Source organism: Haloplanus salinarum, assembly GCF_009762275.1.
Lineage (GTDB): Archaea > Halobacteriota > Halobacteria > Halobacteriales > Haloferacaceae > Haloplanus > Haloplanus salinarum.
In genome coordinates, this window is sequence record NZ_CP034345.1 from 983229 (window position 1) to 1005877 (window position 22649).

At 69.6% G+C, this 22649-nt stretch carries 26 protein-coding genes and 1 tRNA gene; 17 read left to right on the plus strand and 10 right to left on the minus strand.

All coding sequences use genetic code 11. The features are described 5' to 3' along the window. The first annotated feature begins 49 nt into the window (after positions 1-49). Positions 50-1672, plus strand: a complete 1623-nt coding sequence (locus EI982_RS06285; RefSeq protein ID WP_199243751.1) for a phospholipase D-like domain-containing protein — start codon at positions 50-52, stop codon at positions 1670-1672. A gap of 14 nt (positions 1673-1686) precedes the next feature. Here EI982_RS06285 and EI982_RS06290 read toward each other — a convergent pair whose 3' ends face one another. Beyond that, entirely contained in the window at positions 1687-3594 is a 1908-nt protein-coding gene (locus EI982_RS06290; RefSeq protein WP_157688680.1) for a Hef-associated nuclease, read from the minus strand. A gap of 214 nt (positions 3595-3808) precedes the next feature. Between EI982_RS06290 and EI982_RS06295 the strand changes: the two genes are divergently transcribed. Next, positions 3809-4234: an FAD synthase family protein gene (locus tag EI982_RS06295; RefSeq protein WP_157688682.1), complete on the plus strand. Its 426-nt coding sequence runs from the start codon at positions 3809-3811 to the stop codon at positions 4232-4234. Positions 4235-4246: 12 nt separating this feature from the next. On the opposite strand, the gene coxB is transcribed toward EI982_RS06295, so the two are convergent. Further along, the gene (coxB, locus tag EI982_RS06300) at positions 4247-5050 is read right to left on the minus strand and encodes a cytochrome c oxidase subunit II (protein ID WP_157688684.1); all 804 of its coding nucleotides are present in this window, start codon (positions 5048-5050) and stop codon (positions 4247-4249) included. 187 nt (positions 5051-5237) lie between these two features. On the opposite strand from coxB, the gene cyoE reads away from it, so the two are divergent. The 3 genes from cyoE to EI982_RS06315 all read left to right on the plus strand — a co-directional run bounded on the left by cyoE (position 5238) and on the right by EI982_RS06315 (position 8230). Continuing rightward, a complete protein-coding gene (cyoE, locus tag EI982_RS06305) occupies positions 5238-6593 on the plus strand; it encodes a heme o synthase (protein ID WP_157691079.1) in 1356 nt (451 codons plus the stop codon). Positions 6594-6719: 126 nt separating this feature from the next. Continuing rightward, complete coding sequence (locus EI982_RS06310; RefSeq protein ID WP_157688686.1) at positions 6720-7874, plus strand: thiolase domain-containing protein; 1155 nt, start codon at positions 6720-6722, stop codon at positions 7872-7874. A 2-nt stretch (positions 7875-7876) separates the two neighbouring features. Next, positions 7877-8230 (plus strand): OB-fold domain-containing protein, encoded by a 354-nt coding sequence (locus tag EI982_RS06315; protein ID WP_157688687.1) that lies wholly within the window; start codon positions 7877-7879, stop codon positions 8228-8230. Positions 8231-8380: 150 nt separating this feature from the next. On the opposite strand, the gene EI982_RS06320 is transcribed toward EI982_RS06315, so the two are convergent. Beyond that, on the minus strand, positions 8381-9028 hold the full coding sequence (locus EI982_RS06320; protein ID WP_157688688.1) for a MaoC family dehydratase: 648 nt from the start codon (positions 9026-9028) through the stop codon (positions 8381-8383). A 153-nt stretch (positions 9029-9181) separates the two neighbouring features. Here EI982_RS06320 and EI982_RS06325 point away from each other — a divergent pair, with 153 nt between their 5' ends. The 5 genes from EI982_RS06325 to EI982_RS06345 all read left to right on the plus strand — a co-directional run bounded on the left by EI982_RS06325 (position 9182) and on the right by EI982_RS06345 (position 12352). Beyond that, positions 9182-9496, plus strand: a complete 315-nt coding sequence (locus tag EI982_RS06325) for an AbrB/MazE/SpoVT family DNA-binding domain-containing protein (protein WP_157688690.1) — start codon at positions 9182-9184, stop codon at positions 9494-9496. Positions 9497-9550: 54 nt separating this feature from the next. After that, positions 9551-9973 carry a hypothetical protein gene (locus tag EI982_RS06330; RefSeq protein WP_157688691.1) on the plus strand — a complete coding sequence of 141 codons (423 nt, stop codon included), beginning with the start codon at positions 9551-9553 and terminating at the stop codon, positions 9971-9973. 39 nt (positions 9974-10012) lie between these two features. Further along, positions 10013-10555: a poly(R)-hydroxyalkanoic acid synthase subunit PhaE gene (locus tag EI982_RS06335; RefSeq protein WP_157688692.1), complete on the plus strand. Its 543-nt coding sequence runs from the start codon at positions 10013-10015 to the stop codon at positions 10553-10555. Then, the gene (phaC, locus tag EI982_RS06340) at positions 10552-11928 is read left to right on the plus strand and encodes a class III poly(R)-hydroxyalkanoic acid synthase subunit PhaC (protein ID WP_157688693.1); all 1377 of its coding nucleotides are present in this window, start codon (positions 10552-10554) and stop codon (positions 11926-11928) included. The genes EI982_RS06335 and phaC overlap by 4 nt, the downstream gene beginning before the upstream one ends. Before the next feature lie 172 nt (positions 11929-12100). Continuing rightward, positions 12101-12352: a MarR family transcriptional regulator gene (locus EI982_RS06345; protein WP_157688695.1), complete on the plus strand. Its 252-nt coding sequence runs from the start codon at positions 12101-12103 to the stop codon at positions 12350-12352. 19 nt (positions 12353-12371) lie between these two features. Here the strand turns inward: EI982_RS06345 and EI982_RS06350 are convergent, their stop codons facing one another. Beyond that, complete coding sequence (locus EI982_RS06350; RefSeq protein ID WP_157688696.1) at positions 12372-13049, minus strand: DUF7547 family protein; 678 nt, start codon at positions 13047-13049, stop codon at positions 12372-12374. 28 nt (positions 13050-13077) lie between these two features. Further along, complete coding sequence (locus EI982_RS06355) at positions 13078-14010, minus strand: PGF-CTERM sorting domain-containing protein (protein ID WP_157688698.1); 933 nt, start codon at positions 14008-14010, stop codon at positions 13078-13080. 102 nt (positions 14011-14112) lie between these two features. Here EI982_RS06355 and EI982_RS06360 point away from each other — a divergent pair, with 102 nt between their 5' ends. After that, positions 14113-15339 carry a HEAT repeat domain-containing protein gene (locus EI982_RS06360; RefSeq protein ID WP_157688699.1) on the plus strand — a complete coding sequence of 409 codons (1227 nt, stop codon included), beginning with the start codon at positions 14113-14115 and terminating at the stop codon, positions 15337-15339. A gap of 37 nt (positions 15340-15376) precedes the next feature. Continuing rightward, entirely contained in the window at positions 15377-15757 is a 381-nt protein-coding gene (locus EI982_RS06365) for a DUF2237 family protein (RefSeq protein ID WP_157688700.1), read from the plus strand. A gap of 1 nt (position 15758) precedes the next feature. Here the strand turns inward: EI982_RS06365 and EI982_RS06370 are convergent, their stop codons facing one another. After that, positions 15759-16370 (minus strand): class I SAM-dependent methyltransferase, encoded by a 612-nt coding sequence (locus EI982_RS06370; protein WP_157688701.1) that lies wholly within the window; start codon positions 16368-16370, stop codon positions 15759-15761. Positions 16371-16434: 64 nt separating this feature from the next. Between EI982_RS06370 and EI982_RS06375 the strand changes: the two genes are divergently transcribed. Genes EI982_RS06375 through EI982_RS06385 form a run of 3 tightly spaced genes read left to right on the plus strand, consistent with a single transcriptional unit; the run spans position 16435 to position 18392 of the window. Beyond that, positions 16435-17412: a DMT family transporter gene (locus EI982_RS06375; RefSeq protein ID WP_157688702.1), complete on the plus strand. Its 978-nt coding sequence runs from the start codon at positions 16435-16437 to the stop codon at positions 17410-17412. Positions 17413-17463: 51 nt separating this feature from the next. Next, positions 17464-17916 carry an OB-like fold-containing membrane protein gene (locus EI982_RS06380; protein WP_157688703.1) on the plus strand — a complete coding sequence of 151 codons (453 nt, stop codon included), beginning with the start codon at positions 17464-17466 and terminating at the stop codon, positions 17914-17916. Continuing rightward, positions 17916-18392 carry a metal-dependent hydrolase gene (locus tag EI982_RS06385; protein WP_157688704.1) on the plus strand — a complete coding sequence of 159 codons (477 nt, stop codon included), beginning with the start codon at positions 17916-17918 and terminating at the stop codon, positions 18390-18392. Before EI982_RS06380 ends, EI982_RS06385 begins: the two co-directional genes overlap by 1 nt. 54 nt (positions 18393-18446) lie before the next feature. Here the strand turns inward: EI982_RS06385 and EI982_RS06390 are convergent. The 4 genes from EI982_RS06390 to btuC form a co-directional block, all read right to left on the minus strand. Then, positions 18447-18520: transfer RNA gene (locus EI982_RS06390), tRNA-Thr, on the minus strand. A gap of 54 nt (positions 18521-18574) precedes the next feature. Next, entirely contained in the window at positions 18575-19582 is a 1008-nt protein-coding gene (locus EI982_RS06395) for a class I SAM-dependent methyltransferase (protein ID WP_157688706.1), read from the minus strand. A gap of 47 nt (positions 19583-19629) precedes the next feature. Continuing rightward, positions 19630-20928 (minus strand): ABC transporter ATP-binding protein, encoded by a 1299-nt coding sequence (locus EI982_RS06400; protein ID WP_157688708.1) that lies wholly within the window; start codon positions 20926-20928, stop codon positions 19630-19632. Beyond that, positions 20925-21935, minus strand: coding sequence for a vitamin B12 ABC transporter permease BtuC (gene btuC, locus EI982_RS06405; RefSeq protein WP_157688710.1), 1011 nt, complete (start codon positions 21933-21935; stop codon positions 20925-20927). Before btuC ends, EI982_RS06400 begins: the two co-directional genes overlap by 4 nt. 158 nt (positions 21936-22093) lie before the next feature. Between btuC and srp19 the strand changes: the two genes are divergently transcribed. Together srp19 and EI982_RS06415 are read left to right on the plus strand one after the other, a co-directional pair. Further along, positions 22094-22372: a signal recognition particle subunit SRP19 gene (gene srp19 / locus EI982_RS06410; protein WP_157688712.1), complete on the plus strand. Its 279-nt coding sequence runs from the start codon at positions 22094-22096 to the stop codon at positions 22370-22372. A gap of 2 nt (positions 22373-22374) precedes the next feature. Further along, positions 22375-22614 carry an H/ACA ribonucleoprotein complex subunit GAR1 gene (locus EI982_RS06415; RefSeq protein WP_157688713.1) on the plus strand — a complete coding sequence of 80 codons (240 nt, stop codon included), beginning with the start codon at positions 22375-22377 and terminating at the stop codon, positions 22612-22614. Positions 22615-22649: the final 35 nt, after the last annotated feature.

Genomic DNA, 22649 nt, shown 5'->3' on the forward strand with positions numbered 1-22649 from the left:
ACAAAAATCCTCCGAAGCTTCATCCGTGAGAGCGGGGCCAGGGCCGGCCGTGCCCAGTACCCGTTTCCTCGGTCCGACGCTCGTGGTCGCGGCCACCCTCGTCCTCGCGGCGCCGACACTGGTCGCGGCGCCCGCGGCCGCGACGGCCACCGATCCGCCGGCCTTCGTCGCTGCCGTCCCCAACCCGGTCGCGGACGGCGACGCCGGCGAGTTCGTCGTCGTGGACGTCCCGCGGGTCGCCGCGAACTGGACGCTGAGCGACGGCGAGACGACCGTGGCGCTTCCGGACGATCCGGCCGAGCGCCCGGGAACGCGGTTCGCCGTGGGCGACGACCCGAACGCGACACGACGGCTGGCCGAGGCGCCGGTCGTCGGCGTCGACCGACTGTCGCTCTCGAACGCCGGCGAACGGCTCGTGCTCCGCCGCGACGGTGTCGCCGTCGCGACCCTCGACTACCGGGACGCCCCGGAGGGCGAACGACTCGTCCTCGGCGACGACGGCCGCCGGTGGCGTCCCGTCGGGTTCGAGCCACGCGAGGTCCGGCGCCACGGCACCGCGGCGGTCCGTGGCTTCCTCCTCCCGGACTCGCCCGGGGTGCCCGTCGGGACGCTCCGTGGCGCCGAGGACCGACTGCTGCTCGCGGGCTATACGTTCACCAGCGACCGAGTCGCCGACGCGCTCGTCGCCGCCGCCGAGCGCGGGGTCAAGGTCCGCGTCCTCGTCGACGCCGATCCGGTGGGCGGCCGCTCCGCGCAGGGGGCCGCGGTCCTCGACGAACTCGCCGACGCGGGGATCGACGTGTCGGTCCTCGGCGGCCCGCACGCCCGCTTCGAGTACCACCACCCGAAGTACGCCGTCGTCGACGACCGGGCGCTCGTGCTGTCGGAGAACTGGAAACCGGCGGGCGTCGGCGGTCGGAGCAGTCGGGGATGGGGCGTCGTCGTCGACGCCCGGTCGGTCGCGAACGACCTCGCCGGGCTCTTTCGGAGCGACGCCGGCGGGCGGGACGCCGTTCCTTGGCGCCGATACCGGCGGGGGCAGACGTTCGAACCGGGGACGCCGGCGAACGGGAGCTACCCGTCGCGGATCGATCCGGCGGCGACGACCGGGAGCGTTCGCGTCCTCACCGCGCCGGGGAACGCCGAGGCGGCCGTCGTGGGGGTGATCGACGGCGCCGACGACCGGGTGGACGTGATCCAGCCGAGTGTCGGCCGTCGCGACGGGCCGCTCCTCCGGGCGACGGTTCGGGCCGCCGAGCGCGGCGTCCGGGTTCGCGTCCTGCTCTCCGGGGCGTGGTACGTCGCGGAGGAGAACGCCGCCCTCGTCGACTGGCTGAACGGGGTGGCCGAGCGGCGCGACCTGCCGCTCTCGGCGCGCCTCGCCGAGCCACGGGGTCGATACGAGAAGGTTCACGCCAAAGGCGTCGTCGCGGACGACGTCGTGGTCGTCGGGAGCCTGAACTGGAACGCGAACGCCGTATCCGACAACCGCGAGGTGGCAGTCGCCGTCCGGAGCGACGAGCTGGCGACGTACTTCCGGGAGGCCTTCGCCGCCGACTGGGGGCAGGGCACGGGGCGGACGGCGTGGATCCTCGCGGCCGGCGCGCTCGCGGCGCTGATCGTCGCCGTCGTCGTCGCGAGGAAGACGATCCGATTCGAGGAGAGGCGGTAGGTGGTCGGGGCCGCTCAGGTGTCGAGCGTCGTCGCGCTCGATAGCGCCTCGTCGAGTTCCGCGTCGGCCATCTTGTCGACGAGCGCGTCGATCACCTCGCTTCGCATTCCCTCCACGAACTTGATCGAGCCGACGACGAGGTGGCCGCCGCCGGAGACGCCGCCGCCGACGACTTCCTCGTCGAGTTCGGCCACCATCTCGGGGATGTCGAGGCGGACGCCGTCCGAGCGAAGCACCGCGAAGTCGGGGCCGTAGCCGATGGTGATGACGGGGTCGCCCGTCTCCTCGACCTTCCGGTCGTGGAGGTTGCCGGTGGTCTTCCCCGGAGCGGGGTAGGTGAACCGGTAGGCGAAGTCGTCGAGGTCGACCCGGTACAGGTGGGCGTCGTTGTCCATCCGTTCGTGTTCGACGTGCGGGTCGAGCGCGGCCAACTGGCGGTCGATGTCGCGCTCGGCCCGGTCGGCGAGGAAGTCGACGAGTTCCTCGTGGCGGCGCTCGTCGTCACAGTCGACGTTCAAGACGTCGCTGACGAGGATCTTGCCCTCGCTGTACCGGAGCCAGTGGGCGGCGTAGTCGAGGGCCTCGCCGATGCGGACGAGGTCCGTCCGGTCGTAGCCCGCCTCGCCGGCCAGGTCGACGAAGGCGTCCATCGTCTCGGCCTTCGAGCGGTCGGCCAGCCCCGCCACCGCGGGAACGTGCCGGAGTTCGTCGGTCATCTCCGGGTCGATCATCCGCGCGAGTTCGACACACATCATCCCCGTGGTGATGCGGTAATCCTCGCCGTGGAGGTACGGGTTAACGTGGGCGTCGAGCAGGTCCTCGACCGCCTCGGGGTCGGGGTGGTGGTGGTCGACGACGGCGATGGGCACGTCGTAATGTGCGAGGTTCTCGTAGGCGGGGACGTCCTCCTCGGTGCTGCCGTTGTCGAGCATGAGCAGGAGGGGGAGCTTCTGCCCGTGGCGCTCGCGGCCTTCGAGCGCGAAGTTGAGGTCGCGGGTCACGTCCTCCATCTCGTAGAACGGCGCCTTGCTCGGGAGGCGCTTGATGAGGTGGCGCGGGGCGTCCTCGTCGTCGTGGACGGCCGTGATGAAGCGTTCGAGCGCCACCTGCACCGGGAGCGAGGCGCACATGCCGTCGCCGTCGGCGTGGTGTCGGACCCGGATCGGCCGCCCTTCGAGGACGGTCCGCCGGAGTCGTCTGGCGAGCGATTCGAGACCGGGGCGGAGCTTCTCGAACTCCTCCCACTCGACCAGCGGCTCGACGTCGTGGGGGGCGGCGCGTTCGGACAGGCCGGCGTCGACGGCCTCGTGAACCCGCTCGGCGGCCGACCCGCTCAGTCGAGCGAGCGATTCGACCTCGATCTGTGGGCTCCCCTCGTGTTCCTCGACGGCGCCGGAGATACGGACGGCGTCGTCGAGTTCCACGTCGGGGTGAGCGCGGACGCCCGCCTCCTCGAAGGCCGTGCAGGCGACGATGCCGGTGGCGTCACAGCAACGGAAGACGGTCGGCCCCGCGGTCTGTTTGACCTGGATGATCCGTCCCTCGACGGTGACCGTCTCGCCGACCGAGAGGTCCTCGACGGGCGTGATCGTCGGCTGGTGATCGACCGCGACGGTGCGATAGTCGTCCAGGTCGGCCTCCGCGAAGGCGACGTCGCCGTCGTCGCGGACCTCGTCGAGTTCGACGAGCAGGCGGTCGCCGACGTCGAAGTCGCCGTCGAGGTTCGACTCGTGGACGAGCCCGGACACCTCGTCCGAGACGTCGACGAAGATACCGTAGGCGACGACGCCGTTGACGACGGCGTGGTAGTACTCGCCCACCTCCACGTCCTCGGCCGTGCAGTCGGGTGCGAGATCGTAGACGACGGGGCGGGAGTCACCCCGGGTGTCAGTGCCGGAATCCCCGGCATTCCCAGCTGTCATACCACTGTGTGATCGGTGCCCGAAGTTAAGCCTTGCAGAATACGCCCGCCCCGCGTCCGGAGCGCCGCCCACCATCCGGAACCCTTAGAAGGCGACGCCACCGACGCGTAGCCATGCGGTGTCTCCGGACGGACCCCGTCGACCGGACCGCCGAGCGACCCACCGTCGCGGGCACGGCCGGACGCCCGCGGCGGGGAGGCGTCGACCGCGACCCATGACCGTCGTCGTCGCCCAGGGAACGTTCGACATCCTCCACCCGGGCCACGTCCACTACCTCTCCGACGCCGCGGCGATGGGTGATCGACTCCACGTCATCGTCGCCCGCGGGGAGAACGTGACCCACAAGCCGAAACCGATCCTGTCGGACGGACAGCGCCGACGGATGGTCGACGCACTCGACGTCGTCGACGAGGCCCACCTCGGCCATCCGGAGGACATCTTCGTCCCCATCGAACGGATCGACCCCGACGTCATCGTCCTCGGCTACGACCAGCACCACGACGAGGAGCGACTCCAGTCCGCCCTCCGGGACCGTGGCATCGACTGTCGGGTCGAGCGGGCGTCGGCGCGCGACGCGCCCGCGGAGGAACTGTCCTCGACGGGACGGATCGTCGACCGGATCGTCGAGCGTCGGTGTTAGAAGAGTCGGTCGTTACGCGACGGCGGGTGCCTGGGCGGCCGCCTCGTCGTGTGCGCGGACGACGTCGTCGGTCCCCTCGGGTTCGAGGTCGCTAGCGGAGTCGCCCTGCTGTTCCTCGAGGAACTGCTGGTACTCGTCCTGGGAGACGACCTTGATCTCGAAGTACATCTGTGAGTGGGCGACACCACAGAACTCGGCGCAGTAGCCCTGGTAGGTGCCCGTCTCCAGCGTCCTGGTCTTGATGACGTTGGACTGCCCGGGCATGGCGTCCTGTTTCAGCCCCATCTCGGGAACGTGGAAGGCGTGTAACACGTCACTCGAGGTGACGTTGAAGTAGATGTCCTGCCCGACTGGGACCACGATGGTGGGCGCCGTACTGGCAAGCGAGACGTCCTCCTGGGGATAGCTCGCACGCCAGCCCCACTGGAAGCCCTCCATGTTGACGAGGACGTCGCCCTCGTCGGGGGCGACCTCGTCCTCGCCGCCCTCGAAGGTGACGTTCTCGTTGGCGAGGACGCCGTAGGAGGCGACGCCGACGAAAAGCAGGATGATGGCCGTGGCGACGGTCCAGGTGATCTCCAGTCGACGGTTCTCCTCGGTCGGCGACGCCTCGTCGGCGTTCTTGAACCGGTAGACGGTGTAGATCAGGATGCCCTCCACCAGGAGCGTGATGGGGACGGCGATCAGCAACAGCTTGTTGTTCAGGTTGTTGATGAGTTCTGCGGACACCGAACTCTGGGCCGCGACTGGATCGGCGGCGAGGGAGAGAGCGACCGCCGACAGCAGCGACACCAGCAGGAGGCGCGACCGTTTCATGCTCTATGGGCCGTTAGAATCTCCCCCGTAAATAGCTACTGATAGGGCGGATCGGCCGGCGTCGGGGTTCCGACCGTGGGGTGAGAAAAAGCGGGGCTCCTAAATAGGCGGATTGCCAAGTCCCGATAGTGATCGACACGTGGTTCGCGTGACCGACCGCGTCCCCGGTCTGCTCGCGGCGAGCGCGATGGGAGTGTACCTGCTCGTACTCGTCGGGACGACAGTCGCCGTCACGGACGCCGCCTCGACCTGTGGCGCGTGGCCGGCGTGTGGCGACGGGACGGCGCTCCCGACGACCGTCGCCGGAACCCTGGTGATCGGCCACCGCCTCGCCGCCGTCGCCGTCGGCTTACTGGTCCTCGTGGCTGGCGTCGCCGCGTGGCGCGGGAACCGGAGCCGTCGCGTCCGAGCCGCCCTCGCCGTCTCGATGTGCTGTTACCCCGTCCAAGCCGCCCTCGGAGCCGTCGTCGCGACGACCGGAGCGACCGCCGTGCTCTCGGCAGCACACCTGTTCGTGGGCATCGTCATCTTCGGGGGACTGGTCGCCGCCCTCGCCTGGACGCTCGAAGCGGAGACCGGCGATCCGTCGGAAGGATCCGTCACGGACCCCGAGGACCTCTCGCCGCCCACGGTCCCGGCAGACCCCGAGCCGTCGGCGCTCCCCGAGGAGCCGGTGGCCCGCGTGCGGGCGGTGGCCGGGGCGTACCTCCGGCTCACGAAGCCACGCCTGATGTGGCTGCTCTGTCTCGTCGCCTCGGCGGGGATGGCACTCGCCGCCGGCCCGGCGCTCGAACCGCGCACGGTGGTCCTGACACTGCTCGGCGGCGTCCTCTCCATCGGCGCCAGCGGGACGTTCAACCACGTCCTCGAACGGGACGTCGACCGGCGAATGAACCGAACCAACGATCGGCCAATCGCGACCGACGTGGTGTCGGTTCGCAACGCGCTGGCCTTCGGCGGTCTGCTGACGCTCGGGTCGCTCGTCGCCTTCGCCGCCGTCAACCCCTTGGTCGCCGTCCTCGGCTTCATCGCCATCGTCTTCTACAGCGTGATCTACACGCTGATCCTGAAACCGAACACCGTCCAGAACACGGTCATCGGCGGGGCGGCCGGCGCCCTCCCGGCGTTGATCGGGTGGGCGGCGGTCACGGGGTCGGTCGGCCTCGGCGGCCTCGTGCTCGCGACGGTCATCTTCCTGTGGACGCCCGCGCACTTCTACAACCTCGCGCTGGCGTACAAGGACGACTACGCCCGCGGCGGGTTCCCGATGATGCCCGTCGTCCGCGGCGAGACGGAGACCCGGAAACACATCCTCTGGTGGCTGGCGGCGACGCTGGTCGGTGCCGGCGTGCTGGCGACCTGGGAGTCGCTCGGCTGGCTCTACGTCCTCACTACCGTCGCGCTGGGGGCGGCGTTCCTGTGGGCGGTCGTTCGGCTCCACGTCGACCGGACCGAATCAGCGGCGTTCCGGGCCTTCCACGCCTCGAACGCCTACCTCGGGGCGCTGTTGCTCGCCGTCGTCGTCGACACGCTGGCGTTCTGATAGGGATCATCGGAAGTCATCATAGATTCTCGCCGGACCCTCCCGGCGAGAATCTATGGACAGTTACGATACCCCTATGAGCGGACAAGGGTAAACGGTAAGCCGGTGGCCGTCGCGAACGGGTGTATGGAGAACGTCGCGATCATCGGCGCGTCGATGACGCAGTTCGGCCAGCGGGACGGCTGGGTCCTCGACTTGCTCTCGGAGGCCGGCACGGCCTGTCTGGAGGACGCGGGAGTCTCACCGGATGCGATCGATCACCTCTACGTCTCGAACATGGCGAGCGGCGAGTTCGAGGGACAGACGGGCATCATGAACGCCGTGGCCCACGACCTGGCGGCGATGCCGGCGTACACCGCCCGTATCGACCAGACGAGTTCGAGCGGCGGGGCCGGCGTCAAACACGCCTGGCAGTCGGTCGCGAGCGGCGCCAGCGACATGACGCTGCTCGTGGGCGCCGAGAAGATGACCCACCGAACCACGCCGGAAGCGACGGACGTCATCGCCTCCATCACTCACCCGGCGGAGTACAAACACGGCGTGACGCTCCCGAGTTTCGCCGGGTTGACCGCGCGGCTCTACCTCGAGACGTACGACGCCCCGCGTGAGAGCCTCGGCAAGGTCGCGGTGAAGAACCACCGTCACGGCGTCCACAACGAACACGCCCAGTTCCAGAAGGAAGTCGACCTGGAGACGGTCCTCGAGTCGCCCATCGTCGCCGACCCGCTCCGGCTCTACGACTTCTGTCCCATCACCGACGGGAGCGCGGCGCTCATGTTCTGTCCGGAGTCCGTCGCCCGGGAGTACACCGACGACTACGTGCTCGTCTCGGGCGTGGGCGGTGCGACCGACACGCACGTCGTCCACGAGCGCGCGGACCCGACCACGATGCGCGGGGTCGTCGAGTCCAGCCGGATCGCCTACGACACGGCCGATCTGGGTCCCGAGGACGTCGACGTGGCCGAACTCCACGACATGTTCACCATCCTCGAATTCCTCCAGAGCGAGGACCTCGGCTTCTTCGAGAAGGGCGAGGGCTGGAAGGCGGTCGAGGAGGGTCGCACGGAGATGGGCGGCGACCTCCCCATCAACCCCTCGGGCGGCCTGAAATCGAAGGGCCACCCGCTCGGCGCGAGCGGCGTCGCACAGGTGTACGAGATCTACGAACAGTTGCTCGGCGAGGCGGGCAAGCGGCAGGTCGACAGCGCCGACACCGGACTGGCGTGTAACGTCGGCGGCTTCGGCAACTGCGTCATCACCACCCTCATGGAGGCAGTCTAATGATGGAAGCGTACCAGTACCCCGACGGCAGCATCACCTACCCGGGCCACCCGATCGGTCCCGGAGGCGAGGAACCGGTCGACACGGTCGACCTCAGCGAGTACACCGCCGAGGTGATCACGTGGACGACGAGCACTGCGGCCCCACCGGGCGTCCGCGAACCGAACACCCTCGCCATCGTCGAGTTCGACGTCGACGGCGAGCCGGTCCGTGCGATCGGCGGCGTGACCACCGACGACGTCGAGATCGGCGACGAGGTACGGCCGGTGTACGTCGAGGAGCTTCGGGAACCCGGTGCCGGTATCCGCGAACCCGAGAGCCAGGAGTGGGACGGCTACCGGTTCGAGCCGGTCTGAGTCGGATCGCCGGCGACCGTTCCGGACGGGACACGGTCGCTCCCGCGGGCGCGGTTCGTCCCCGACGCGGGCCGACGAACCGTGGATGCGTGACGACGTCCTCGGCCTCGAAGAGCGACGGCAACGAGGTGACCGGGGATCCGGGAACGGTCAGTCTTCGAGGGCGTCCTCGGGCGCGTCGTCGATGAGGACGATGGCCTCGCCGTCGATGACCGTCTCGCCGTCCTCGTCCTCGACGACGGTAGTGAGCCGGTAGCGGCCGTCGCCGAGGTCCTCGACGACTTCGCAGATGGCGGTGACCGTCTCGCCGATGTCGACGGGACCGAGGAACTGGAGGTCCTGGGAGAGATAGATCGTCAGCCCGGGCAGGCGCGCGAGCGCGGCGCTGATGAGCCCGGAGACGAGCGTCCCGTGGACGATCCGTCGGCCGAAGCGGGTCCGTTCCGCGAAGTCGTCGTCGAGGTGGAGCCGGTTCGTGTCGCCGCTGGCGTCCGCGAACTCCCGGATCTCCCGTTCGGTGAGCGTCTTCGAGAAGCGAATGGTGTCGCCGACGCTGACGACGCCGTCGGCGTCGTCGGTCTCGTCGGCGTGTTCGAACGTCCAGTCCGCCTTCGAGTAGCTCACCTCCGGCGAGACGGGGGGTTGGCGGTCGTCGCCGTTCGACAGCCCCGGGAACATCGCCCGGTTGGCGGCCATCATGCTGCTGTAGAAGTGCTCGACGCTGTTCGAGAAGTGTTTGCCCGACTCTACCCACGCGTCCGTGAGGCTGCCCATCGGGGTCCGTGATCGTTCCTGCATCGTGTGTCTGTCCATAATTGGTGTCGGTCGGTTAAAGACTGGTCGCTTTCGTCGCCGGGTACATCCGGACGAAACCATCCGATGTCTTTGAATGGTATTGAGTGGTAACTAAAGTAAAGCTTATGCCTGTGGGCCGCCTGTGATGTTACAAGGATGACGCAAGACGAGGACGATGGATCGCCGTCGTGGCCCCCCATGCCGTTCGCCCAGGGGTTTCAGGACGCCAGCGAAGAGGCGGTCGAGCAGCAGATGAAGCTGTTCAAACAGTTCATGTCGGGCGGTTCCGGAAGCGGGTTCGACGGGTTCTCGCAACTGGGCGCGATGAGCATGGGCACGGCGATGTTCAAGACCCGCGTGCAGAGCGGGGGTCGCATCAGCATTCCCGACGCCGAGCGCGAGACGCTCGGTATCGACGACGGCGACATCGTCCAGACGATCGTCATCCCCGTCAAACGAAACTCCGAGTGAGACCCAATGAGTACTACCAACCCCTTCAGTTCGGCTTTCGAGCTGCAACGTACGATGATCGAACAGACCCGCCGTGCCGCCGAAACCGGCGTCGACGCCCAGCGCTCCGCCATGGAGACCTGGTTCGGCTCCTTCGAGTCGGTCAAGTCGGCCCAGAAGAGCGGCGTCACGCTCTCGAAGTCGGCCATCGAGGCCTACCTCGACGGTCTCAAGTCCGTCTTCCCCGAGGAGTCCGTCGCGGAACTCGAAGCGGCCGTCGACGAGCAGTTCGAGGCCGTCGACGAGATTCACGAGGACGCCTGGCAGTCCTTCCTGGACGGCCTCGACGAGGCCGAGGCGACCTACGACGAGCTGACCGAGATGCAGCTCGAGCTGCTCGCTGATGGCTTCGACGCCGTCGAGCAGGTCCAGGCCGAGGCCGAGGAGACGACCGAAGAGGCCGTCGCCTCCGCCGAGGAACTGACCGAGTCCGCGTAACCGGAGCCTATTCCACCCCGAACCCCCTATTTCCATACGATGACCAACGATGCCAGCGGTACGTTCGACGGAGGGATGGACGCCTTCCTCGAACACATGACCGAGACGTATATGAACGCCCTCGACCGGAACCTCGACGCCCAGTCGGCGTTTCTCGAATCCTGGATGGATTCGATGGAGGACAACCTCTCCGAGGAGCGGATTCAGGAGGGCTACGAGGGGTCGATGCGCGCCTACGAGGCGTGGATGGACGCCGCCGAAACCTCCTTCGAACGCATGGGCGCCGCCTTCGACGGCGAGGACGTCGAACCGGAGGAGTTCCGCGACATCTGGCTCTCCTCGGCCAACGAGGCCTTCAAGGAGATGATGACGACGACCGCCTTCGCGGCAGCGACGGGCCAGACCGTCGAGGAGGCGATGAACATGCGACAGAACATCGACGAGGCGTCCGAGGAGACGCTCCACGCACTCAACTTCGCGACGGTCGGCGACGTGCGCGAGGTGGGCGAACGGCTCGTCGAACTCGAACGCCGGCAGCACTCCATCGAACAGAAGCTCGATCGGTTGCTCGACGACCAATGAACCCCTTCACCTTCCCGTTGGACGCCCAGCGCGACCTCTGGGAGCGTGCGGCCGAGGACACGTCGTCGGTCGGCGCCATCCCCGACGGGCTGGAGACGATGGCCGAGGTGGAGGTCGGCGAGACGCCGAGCGAGGTGGTCTACCGCGAGAACAAGCTCGAACTCCACCACTACGAGCCGCTGGTGCCCGAGGAGGAGCGCCACGACGTGCCCCTCCTGTTCGTCTACGCGCTCATCAACCGGCCGTACATCCTCGACCTCCAGCCGGACCGGAGCGTGATCCGCCGGATGCTCGAAGCCGGCTTCGACGTCTACATGATCGACTGGGGCGAACCCTCCGAACTCGACACGTCCCTCTCGCTGCACGACTACGTCAACCGCTACATCGACAACTGCGTCGACGAGGTGTGCGAGCGCTCCGGCCAGGACTCGATCAACGTCCTCGGCTACTGCATGGGCGGCACGATGAGCGTGATGTACGCGGCGCTCCACCCCGAGAAGGTCCGCAACCTCGGCCTGATGGCCGCCGGCCTCTGTTTCGACGGTACCGGCGGCATCCTCGAGATGTGGGGCGACGAGGACTTCTTCAGCCCCGGCGCGATCGTCGACACCTTCGGCAACGTGCCCGCGGAGTTCCTCGACGTCGGCTTCGCGCTGATGGATCCCGTCCACAACTACGTCACGAAGTACGGCAACCTCTACGACAACATCGACGACGAGGACTTCGTGAAGAACTTCGCCCGGATGGAGCGGTGGCTCAACGACCCCATCGACGTCGCCGGAACCGCCTACCGGGAGTTCCTGGAGGACATCTACCAGGGCAACGAGCTCTACCGCAACGAACTCGAGCTGAACGGCGAACGGGTCGATCTCGGGGACATCACCATGCCCGTGCTGCAGGTGGTCGGCGAGTACGACCACCTCATCCCGCCGGAGGCGAGCAAGCCCTTCAACGAGAAGGTCGCCAGCGACGACACCGAGATCATGGAGTTCTCGACCGGCCACATCGGGCTCTCCGTGTCGAGTTCGACCCACGAACACCTCTGGCCGAACGTGGCCGACTGGTTCGCCGAGCGCTCGATCGACCCAGTCGACGACGAACCGTCCGAGCCCGCCGCCGAACCGCCGGAAGCCGACACCCCCGACGCCGCCGTCGCCGAGGACGTCGAGACGACGGAGGCGGACGTCGCGGACACCGATCTACAGGAACTCGACGGCATCGGCCCGGCGTACGCCGAACGCCTGACCGGTGCGGGGGTCACCTCCGTGGAGGCGCTCGCCGACGCCGAACCCGCCACGCTCTCCGCCGAGGCCGACATCGACGAGGGGCGGATCCGCGGGTGGATCGAGGCGGCGAACGAACGCACGCCGTAGACCGCTTCCCGCCGGGTCCGCCGACGGTGCCCACCCCCCTCGACCGTTCCCCGACGACCAGTAACGATCGTTTGAGTACGAGCGTTATATTAACACATATTACCAGTTCTGAGAATATGAGGAATATGTTGGAAGCACTTATTACTTGGAAAGAGAACATTTCGGGTAGATCATGAGTACGACACAGAACGCGGCCCGGACGGCCGTTCCGACCCCCGACGGCTTCGACGTTCCCGACGAACTCACCGCGACCGACTCCAAACTCGTCTACCTCTTCGTCGCCGTCTCGGACGGCGTCACCGTCGACGACCTCCAGTCCACGCTCGACATGCGGAAGATCGGCCTCTTTCCGGTCCTCGACACCCTCACCGAACGGGGACTCATCGACCGCGTCGACGGCGAGTACGTCAGTTCGGCGGCGTAGGCCCGCACCCGCACGGAGCCTACTCCTCGTCGTCGGCCCCGTCGTCCTCCAGGGACTCCTTGATCGAGGCCAGTTCCGCGTCGACATCCACGTCGGTCGATCCGTCCGCCGTGTCGTCCCCGTTCCCCTCCCGGACGTCGATGGCGACACCCCGTTCGTCGGTCGCCGACTCCGAACGGTCCTGCCGTTCGCGTTCCGCATCCGGCTCCTCCTCGATGGACGCCAGCCGGTCGTCGATTTCGGTCGTCAGCGACCGGGCGTCGGCGATCACTGACCCCGCCGCCGACTCCTCGGGGAGGTCCGCGCCGGTGAGGGCCGCCCGCAGGTCCGCGAGGGTCTCCCGGAGCGTCGCTGCGTCGGGCGACTCCGGCGAGCGCAGCCGGGTCCGGAGGCGTTCCTCGGTCGGTCGCGGCCCGGCGAGTCGAAGCACCGCCCGGAGCAGTTCTAGGGACTGGACCGTGGCTTCGAGCAGGGCAACGAGCGTCGGGATGGTGTACTGCTCGGTGAACCGGAGGATCTCGCCGGGCGTCGGCGGCCGACGCGGCGGCGTCACGCCCTCGTTGCGTCCCTCCCGTCCCCCGTCGCGGACGTCGTCCTCGACGGCCGACCGGAGGTCGGCGAGGGTCCGTTCCAGGTCCGCGAGCAGGACCGCAAGCTCCTCCGTCTCGCCCGCGACCTCGTCGTCGTTTCGGCTCATACCGTCACTTGCGCCCGGAGGCATTTACCTATTCGCGCCGCCGAGCGACGCCCGCGACCGTCAGGAGGGCGACGACGGCGCCGACGGGAGCGAAGCCGTCACCGGACGACTCGGTGGCGGTCGGCGTGCGGGTCGCGGTCGGCGCGTCGGTGGCCGTGGGCGTCGGCGTCGGTTCGGGCGTCGACGTGGCAGTCGCCGTGGGCGTCGGCGTCGGTTCGGGCGTCGACGTGGCAGTCGCCGTGGGCGTCGGCGTCGGTTCGGGCGTCGACGTGGCGGTCGCCGTGGGCGTCGCGGTGGCCGTGCGACCCCCGCCGACGGTCACCTCGACCGTCCGGGAGCCGTCGTCGACGTCGCTTCCCTCGACGGTGATGCGGTACGTGCCCCGCACGGCCCCGCTCGTGTCGACGGTGACCGTCCCGCCGCTCTCGGTGATCCGCCGATTCCCGGCGAGGTCCACGTCGTCCGGGCTCTCTACCGTCACGTCGAGGCGGTCGGCCTCGGCGAAGTTGTACTCGGCCGTGATCCGCACCTCCTCGAAGTCGTCGGCGTCGACGGTGTCGCCGGCGACGTCGACCCCGCGCTCGTTGCGCACCTCGAGGTCGGTGATCCGGGGGCGCACGACGAGCAGGTCGGCCCGGTCGTCGCCGTCGGCGTCCGCGTCGTACGAGCCGGGGTCGACGCCGTCGAAACTCGCGTCCTCGGCGAAGACGGAGAACGCGCCGTTCCCGCTGGTGGCGACGAACGTCTTCTCGCCGGTGCCGAGCGTTCCGCCGCCGGTGAGCTGGACCGACGAGATATCGAGCGACTCGCTGACGTAGACGGTCACGGGCGGCGACGTGTCGGCCGGCGCGTCCCGCGGCTCGTCGACCGCGACGGCGAGACCGACGCTCCCGACGAGGAGGAGGCCGGCGACGGTACAGACGAGGACCGTTCGGCTGCCGGAGGGCGACGCGGGGCGCATACGGGGGGCTACGTGATCGGGCGTAATGGGTCTTGGCGACGGCGGTGGGGCCCCTGCCGGGAATGGAAACGCTCTTTTGAGAGTCACACGGAGTGTGTCCGTATGACCGACGGGGACGACGAGACCGACCTACCGGCCGAGACCCTGGACTCCCGCCTCGACGCTGCCGCCGAGGACCTCGACGCCGCCGAGACCGAGGGCGACCTCGACGCGGTCGAGGAGACGCTCGACGGGATCGCCGAGGACCTCGACGCCGCCGACCTCCCGGAACCCGAGGACGAGGACGAAGCGGATCCCCGCGAGGAACTCGAAACGCACCTCGAGGACCTCCGCGACGACCTCGAGGCGGCTCGCGGTCCCTACGCGAGCGACGTCGTCGACGGCGTCGAGAGTGCGACGGCGACGCTCACGGACACGGAGTGGACCGAGGACGGCGAGGGCGAGGCCGCCGCGGCCGTCGCGGACTTCGTCGCCGAGGTGAGCGAGATCCTGGAGACGGAGCTCGACGGCGACGACGCCGACGCCCTCGATGCGGCCGCTGCGGCCGTCGCCGACGCCGGCCTCGACGCCGACGACGACGCCGAGACCATCGCGACGCTGCTCGATGCGACCGACGACCTCGCCGCCGGCCTCGACGACGCCGAGGAGTGGGACGACCTCGAAACCCACGAACAGCTCCGTGCACAGGGCTTCTACGACGTCCTCGGTCACTACAAGGACTACCCGCCCGAGTGGGCGGCGCTCAAGGAGTGGGAACAGCAGGGCAACGTGGAGATGGTGTTGCTGGCACTCGACAGCTTCCAGTCGGAGTTCATGGAGCGTCACTGCCTCGAAGCGATCACGCGGATGAACGACGAGGGAGCCTTCGACGCCATGCACCAGCGCGCGGGCAAGCGCGACAAGCCCGGCATCAAGGCGCTCGGCAAGATGGGCGCCGAGGACGCCGTCGAGACGCTGCTGGAGTACGTCGACGCCGACTCCGACCCCGGCCTCCAGAAGGTGACGTTCAAGGCGCTCGGCGAGATCGGGAACGAGGAGGCCACCGGCCCCATCGCGAACAAACTCGTCGCGGACAACGACCGGATCCGACCCTACGCCGCCCGCGCTCTCGGACTCATCGGCGACACGCGGGCCATCGACCCGCTCGCGGACGTGCTCGACGACGACGAGAGCGACGAGGTCCGCGCCGCGGCCGCGTGGGCCCTGCGACAGATCGGCACCGAACGCGCGCTCACCGCCGCCGCCGAGTACGACGACGACCGCGCCTACCTCGTCCAGCACGAGGCCTCGCAGGCCGCCGACGCCCTGTCGGTCGAGCAGCCGGCCTGACCCAAACCCTCTCCTCCCCGACGACCGTACTGCGGCCATGTCCACGCCCCCGTCCGCGGAGTCGAACGTCCTCGGCACCGACCTCGAACCGTGTAGCACCGATCCCGAGACCGGTTACCTCCGTGACGGTTGCTGTCGTCACCTCGACGCCGACCGGGGTCGACACGAGATCTGTGTGGTGATGACCGAGACGTTCCTGACGTTCTCGCGGGCGCAGGGCAACGATCTGGTCACGCCGCGTCCGGAACTGGACTTCCCGGGCCTCGAACCCGGCGATCGGTGGTGTGTCTGTCTCGGTCGCTGGATCGAGGCCGAACGCGAGGGGGTCGCACCGCCGGTCGTCCTCGAAGCGACCACCGAGGCCGTCCTCGAGGAGATCCCGTTCTCGACGCTCCTCGATCACGAGTACGAAGGATAGGTCACTCCCGCGGATACGACTGACTCCCGCCCGCGGAGTTCCGTCCGACGAGCGTGGCGACCGCCTGCGTCCGCCCCTCGTCGTCGAGTCGCGTCCGCTCGCGGTACTCCAGGATCGTCAGATCGAGACACGCACGGAGCAGGTCGTTCGCCCGGTAGCGGTAGCGGTCGCTCGACGGGCCGATGTCGATCGAATCGCTCGACCGAAGGTGGTGCTCGTAGACCAGCACCCCGCCCGGCGACAGCGCCTCCTTGATCTCCGGAAGGTGTTCCAGTGCGGCGAAGAAACTCACCGTGATCACGTCGTAGGTCGAGGGTTCGAACGTGTAGTCGGCGATGTCACTGCGGATCCAGGTCACGCCGTCGACGCCCTCGGCGTCGGCCGCGCTGGCGGCCCGGTCGAGCGCCTCGTCGGAGACATCCACGGCGTCGACGTCGTACCCCCGTCGGGCGAGAAACCGGGCGTTTCGCCCCGTCCCCGTCGCCACGTCGAGTGCACGCCCCGTCGGGAACGCGTCGATCAGGCGTTCGAGGGCGGGAATGGGGTGATCCGGCAGGTCGAACGCCTCGTCCGTGCTGTACTTCTCGTTCCAGCGCTCTCGGTCGTCGGTCACGACTCCACGAAGTCGTCGCAGGGTGAAGTCCCCGTCGCCGCCACGTCGACGGATCGACACACCCATGCCCGCCGACGAACGACCGGCAAGCGTGCCCGTCGGCCGCTACCGGAACGCCGGTCTGTTCGTCCTCCTCGGGGGACTGTTCGGCTGTTCGTTCGTCGCGATCAAGGCCGGGCTGGCGGAGGTCCCACCACTCCTCTTTGCCGCCCTCCGATTCGACGTCGCCGCGCCGCTCCTCCTCGCCTACGCGGCGTGGCGCTTCGCGGCGTGGTATCCGCGGAGCCGCGCCGACGTCGTGGCCATCGCCGTCGGTGCGGTGACCATCGTCGCTGCGAACAACGGCCTGCTCTTTCTCGGCCAGCGAGCTATCACGCCCGCCGCCGCGTCGGTGATGTACGGTCTCAATCCGATCCTCTCACCTGCCGTCGCGTTCGTCCTGCTCGGCCAACGGCTCGACCTCCGCGGGGCCGTCGGCATCCTCCTCGGCCTGCTCGGCGTCGTCGTCATCGTCCAGCCCTCGCCCGAGACCCTCACGTCGGGGTCGACGATCGGTCAACTGTACGTCCTCGCCGCCGCGGCGATCATCGCCCTCGGGAGCGTGCTCATGCGCCGCATCGACGCGACGATGGCCAGCATCCCGCTGACCGCCTGGGCGATGGGTCTCGGCGCCGCTCTCCTGCACGTCTGGAGCGTCGCCGCCGGCGAAACCGCGGCCGCGCTTCGGACCGAGCCGACGACGACCCTCGTGCTCGCTGTGTTGGTGGTCGCCATCCCGTCGACGGCGGTAGCCTACCCCATCTACTTCGTCCTCATCAGGCGAATCGGTCCCGTGCGGACGAACCTGGTGGCGTACGTGGTCCCCATCGTCGCCGCGCTCACCGGGTGGCTCCTGCTCGGCGAACCGGTCACGCTCGCGACGGCCGTCGGCTTCTGTATCGTCGTCGCCGGCGTCTGCCTCCTCGAACGCCACGTCGTCGCCGCGGAACTCGGGCGGGCAGCCGGGCTGGTCGAGCGCGCGGGATCACGGTCGGGTGACTGACTCCCCTCCGACTCCACAACGTAGTTGTACCACACCCGCGTCGGTACGCCCATGCGACGGGTCGCCACCGGTCTGGGGCTCTGTCTGCTCCTCCTCGCGCTCGCCGTCGGGTTCGGCGCCCAGTTCAACGGCACCCCCGTCTACCCCGATGCCGGCGCTATCGACGCGAACTACGACGCGCACGTCGGCGAGCGGGTCCACCTCTGGCCCGTCGTCGCGGACGAGCGCGACGGCTCCGTCGTCGTCGCCGTCGACGGCCTCCGCCTGGAACTCTCCGCACCGCCGCCCTCGGCGGTCGACGTCGGGGATCGGATCCAGGTCTACGGCGAACTCCGTCCGGGCCACCGCATGGAGACCCGGACGTATCACGTCCAGACGCCGGGCGACCGACGCTACATGTACGGCGTCTCCGTTTTGGGCATCGCCCTCGCGGCCGGCGCCTTCCTCCGGCGCTGGCGCGTCGACCGCGACCGACTCCGGTTCGTCCCTCGGGGGGACGACTGATGCCCGACCTGCTCACGCACGCGCTCGTCGCCTACGTGCTCGCGGCCGTCGTCGCCGACGCCGGACGGCTCGACGACCGCTACGTCCCGGTCGTGACGGTCGGGAGCGTCGCCCCCGACGCGATGAAACTCGCCGTCGTGCTGGACCGCAGCACCGGCGTGGTCGCCGGCGTTCCGTACTCCGCCTGGGGCCTCCACACGCTCGGGGGCGCCCTCGTCCTCGCCGGGGTGGGCGCGCTGACGATCCGCTCCCGTGACCGCCGGACCGCCTTCGCCGCCCTCGCGGCCGGCGGCGTCAGTCATCTGTTTCTGGACGCCTTCGTGATCCGCGTCGACGGCGTCGCGCCGCCCTACCTCTTCCCGCTGTCGACGTGGCTCCCCCCGGCCGGTAACCTCTATGCGAGCACCGACGTCTGGCCGGCCGTCGTCGCCCTCGCCGTGGCCGTGCCCGTGTGGCTGTGGCGGCGGGAGGGGTGAGGGGTCCAGGCAGTTCCGTCACAGCTTTCGCTGCTCACGTCGTTCGCAGCAGAAAGCCGGTGGAGGGATTTGAACCCTCGGCCTATTCCTTACGAAGGAATCGCTCTGCCAGTCTGAGCTACACCGGCGCGCACTCCACCGTACTGCCATGACTCAAATAAGGGTTCCGAAACGGCCTGCCCTCACCGGGACAGTCGCACGTCCAGACAGACGTTGAGTTCGTGTGGCGCGTACGACCGGACCACGTGTCGGGTCAGCACCTCGACGTCGTAGCCCGCGGGTTCGGCGGCGTCGCGGATGGCCGCCTCGCCCGGGCCGAAGGGGTCGTCCTCGTGTTGGATGTCGTAGTAGTGGATGACGCAGTCGTCGCCGGCGAGGGTGACGGCGGCGTCGAGGAAGTCGTCGGCGCTGTGGGGGAGGTTCATCACGATCCGGTCGGCCCAGCCGGCGTAGTCGGCGGCGACGTCCCGCACGTCGCCCTCGACGGCGGTTACGCGGTCCGCGACGCCGTTCCGGCGCGCGTTCTGGCGGAGGTACTCGACGGCGGCGGGGTTGAGGTCGACGCCCACGACGGTCGCTCCACGGGCGGCCATCGGAACGACGAAGGGGCCGACGCCGGCGAACATGTCGACGGCGCGTTCGTCGGCCGCGACGGATTCGGTGACGCGGTGGCGCTCGGTGGCCAGGCGTGGCGAGAAGTAGACCGCCGCGAGGTCGAGCAGGTACTCGAAGCCGTACTCGCGGTGGACGGTTTCCGTCGCCGGGCGGTCGTCCCCGTCGTCGGGGTCGGTCGCGAGGACGGTCCAGTCGCGCACCCGGAGGTCGCCTTTCACTTTCGAGGCGCGGTCGATCACGGCCCGGACCGGCAGATCCGACTCGAGGATGGCCTGGGCGATCCGGTCGGCGCGTTCGGAGTCGTCCGTATCGAGGATGGCCACGTCCCCGAGACGCTCGTAGGAGGGATCGAACCCCAGCAGGTCGGCTGGCGTCCGCTGGCGGTCGTGTGCGGGGACGTCGCGGTACACCACTTCGTAGTCGCCCGACAGCGACTCGGGGTCGGTCACGGGGAGATAGATGACGTCGTCGTCGACGACGATTTCGTGATCCTCGTCGACGAGGTCGGCGTCGGCAAGGGCTCGACGGGTTCGCTCGCCAGCCTCGCGTGGGACGCGAACGCACGGCCGTTCCATGCCGAGGGATCGTCCCCGGCGGGAGTAAGGGTGGCGTTTCGGCCCGATCAGGGGCGGGGGCCGTCGGAGTCGACGCTCCCGTACTGGGAGCGGACGCCGTCGCCGTCGGCGGCGACCGCAGTCCGAACGGCGTCGACGAGGTCGGCGGCGGCGACCACGTGGCCACGCTCCCGGAGCGTCGCGTCCACCCGTCGGCCGGCGGCACCGGCGTGGTTGCGCGCCTCGAAGGGGCCGCCGTCGACGACGACGAGCGACGTGGTTTCGCCGGCGACCCGGAGTGCGGGGAGGTTGCCGTCGGCGACGGCGACGGGAGCGACCACGGTGGCGTCGGCACGGCGGACGCGCTCGGCGACGGTGGCGCGGGTCGCGTCGTCAACGGACGCGTACGGCGGGACGGTCACGGGGTCGGCGTCGAGGGCCCGCGCCGTCTCGGCGTCGCGGTCGGCCGCGCCGACGGGGCCGACCGAGAGGTCGAAGCCGGCGGCGTCGAGGCGGTGGAGGAGGGGCGTGGCCGCGCCGCCGCCGCCGACGACGTGGACGCGACCGGCGGCGTCGCCCGCGTCCACGCCGGCGAACGCGGTCACCGACGCCGTGCCGGTGACGGGGTGGTCGACGACCGTCGCCCGGGTGTCGAACGCGGCCTCGACGGTCGCGTCGGTGAGGACCGACTCGGGCGGGCCGGCGGCCCGGATCCGGCCGTCCGCGAGCAGGCGGAGTTCGTCGCAGTACCGCGCCGCCAGGTCGAGGTCGTGGATGGCGGCGACGACGGTCCGCCCCTCCTCGACGAGGGCCGCGACGAGTTCCAGCGTCCGCACCTGGTGGTTCACGTCGAGGTCCGATGTCGGCTCGTCGAGGAGGAGGACGGGCGTGTCCTGGGCGAGCGCGCGGGCGAGGAACACCCGCTGGCGCTCGCCGCCGCTGACCTCGGTCACCGGGCGGTCGGCGAAGTCGGTGACGTCGGTCCGTTCCATCGCCGTCGCGACCGCCCGCCGGTCGGCGGGGGTGGGCGAGCCGAGTCGGTCCACGTGGGGCGTCCGGCCCATCGCCACGATCCGGCGCACGTCGAACGCGAACGTCGAGGCGGTGGACTGGGGGACGGTCGCCACGAGACGACTCGCCGCGCGGGAGGAGCGGTCTGCGAGTCGCTCACCGGTCACCGCGACGCTCCCCGCGGTGGGGTCGAGCGCGCCGGTGATCGTCCGGAGCAGCGTCGTCTTCCCCGCGCCGTTGGGGCCGACGAGACCGACGAAGGTTCCCGAGGGGACGGTCGTCGACACCCCGTCGAGGACGGTCACGCCCCCGAACTCGACGACGACGTCGTCGACGGCGATTGCGGGGTCGGTCACGGCGCGTTCACCTCGCGGTTTCGGAGCAGGTAGAGGAAGAAAGGGGCGCCGACGGCGGCGGTGACGATGCCGACCGGAACCTCGGCGGTGCCGGAGCGGGCAATCGTGTCCGTGGCGACGAGGAAGGCGGCGCCGGCCAGCGCGCTCGTGGGGAGGAGGATGCGGTGATCGGGACCGACGAGCAGCCGCATGACGTGCGGGACGACGAGGCCGACGAAGCCGATGACGCCGGCGACGGCGACGGCGGCCGCGGTCAGGAGACTCGAGACGGCGAGGAGGAGTCGCTTCGTGCGCTCGACCTCGATGCCCAGCGAGTGGGCGTCCTCCTCGCCGAGGAGGAGGACGTTCAGGTCGCGCGCGTAGGCGAGCAGGGCGAAGAAGCCGGGGACGACGACGGCCGCGGCGACGGTCGCCTCGGTCCACGTGCTGTCGTGGAGGTGGCCCATCAGCCAGTAGATGGCCTCCCGGAGGTCACGACCCGCGTTGACGAGGAGAAAGGAGACGACCGCCCCGAGGAACGTCTGGACCGCGATACCGGCGAGCAACAGCGTCTCGACGGGCGTCCGGCCGCCCTCGCTCGCGATGAGGTAGACGCCGAAGGCGGCGAGCAGGGCGCCGGCGAAGGCGGCCGCGGGCAGGCCGAAAGGCACCGAGACGGGCGCGACGATGGCGGCGACGGCGCCGGTGGCCGCCCCCGCGGAGACGCCGACGATGGAGGGGTCGGCCATGGGGTTCCGGAAGAAGCCCTGCATGACCGTCCCCGCGGCCGCGAGCGCGAAACCGACGACGGCACCCAGGGCGATCCGGGGCATCCGGATCGAGAGGACGATGGTCCGGTGGGTCGTCGGGGCGTCGCTGGTCCCACCGAGGAGGGCCGCGAGCGCGATGTCGGCGACGCTCCCGACGCCGATGGTGACCGGGCCGACGGCGGAACTGACGAGCGCCACGGCCACGAGCGTGGCGGACAACCCGCCGACCCACGCGCCCGTCCGAACGCCGACGTGCATACACTAAACCCTGCTTACAGTGGGTAAAGGCTTGTTGTACGACGGGGAGCGAGCCGGCCTCCGGGACCCGGCCGATCCGCCCGGGCCGGGGGACGCTCCGGGTGAAGATCACCGCCCCCATCCAAAACCGTATTAGGGTCGGCCCGCGGCGTGTCCGTATGGTGGAGAACGTCATCTGGCCGGCCTACCTGGACGCGACGAAGAGTCGCGCCGAAGGGCGGCGCGTCCCCCTCGACGAGGCGATCGACGACCCGACGGTCGACGAGATCGCCGAGTCCGTCCAGCAGGTCGGCTACGACGCGGTCATCGAACGCGACAAGACCTACCCTCGGGAGTACGAACCCCGCGGCCGGGTGCTCGTCAAGGGGGCGGACGACGCCTCGAAGACCGACCTCGTCCAGGCCGTCGCGGCCTACGTGGCGATCCTACGGGACTGACCGTGCGCCGTCTCGGCACCGTCACCCGGACCGCACAGGGTCTCGCCATCGTCCGCCCCGACGACGGCGACGACGGCGACGACGCACCCGACATCGGCACGATGGCCGTCGACGAGTCGCTCTCGGGCGTGGGTCGCGTCGTCGACGTCTTCGGGCCCGTCGACCGCCCCTACCTCGCCGTCTCGCCCGACGACCGCATCCGGTTGCCCGACCTCCTCGGCGAGAAACTGTACACGCGCTAGCCCCGGGTCGTCACGGCCACACCCCGCGGCGGCCC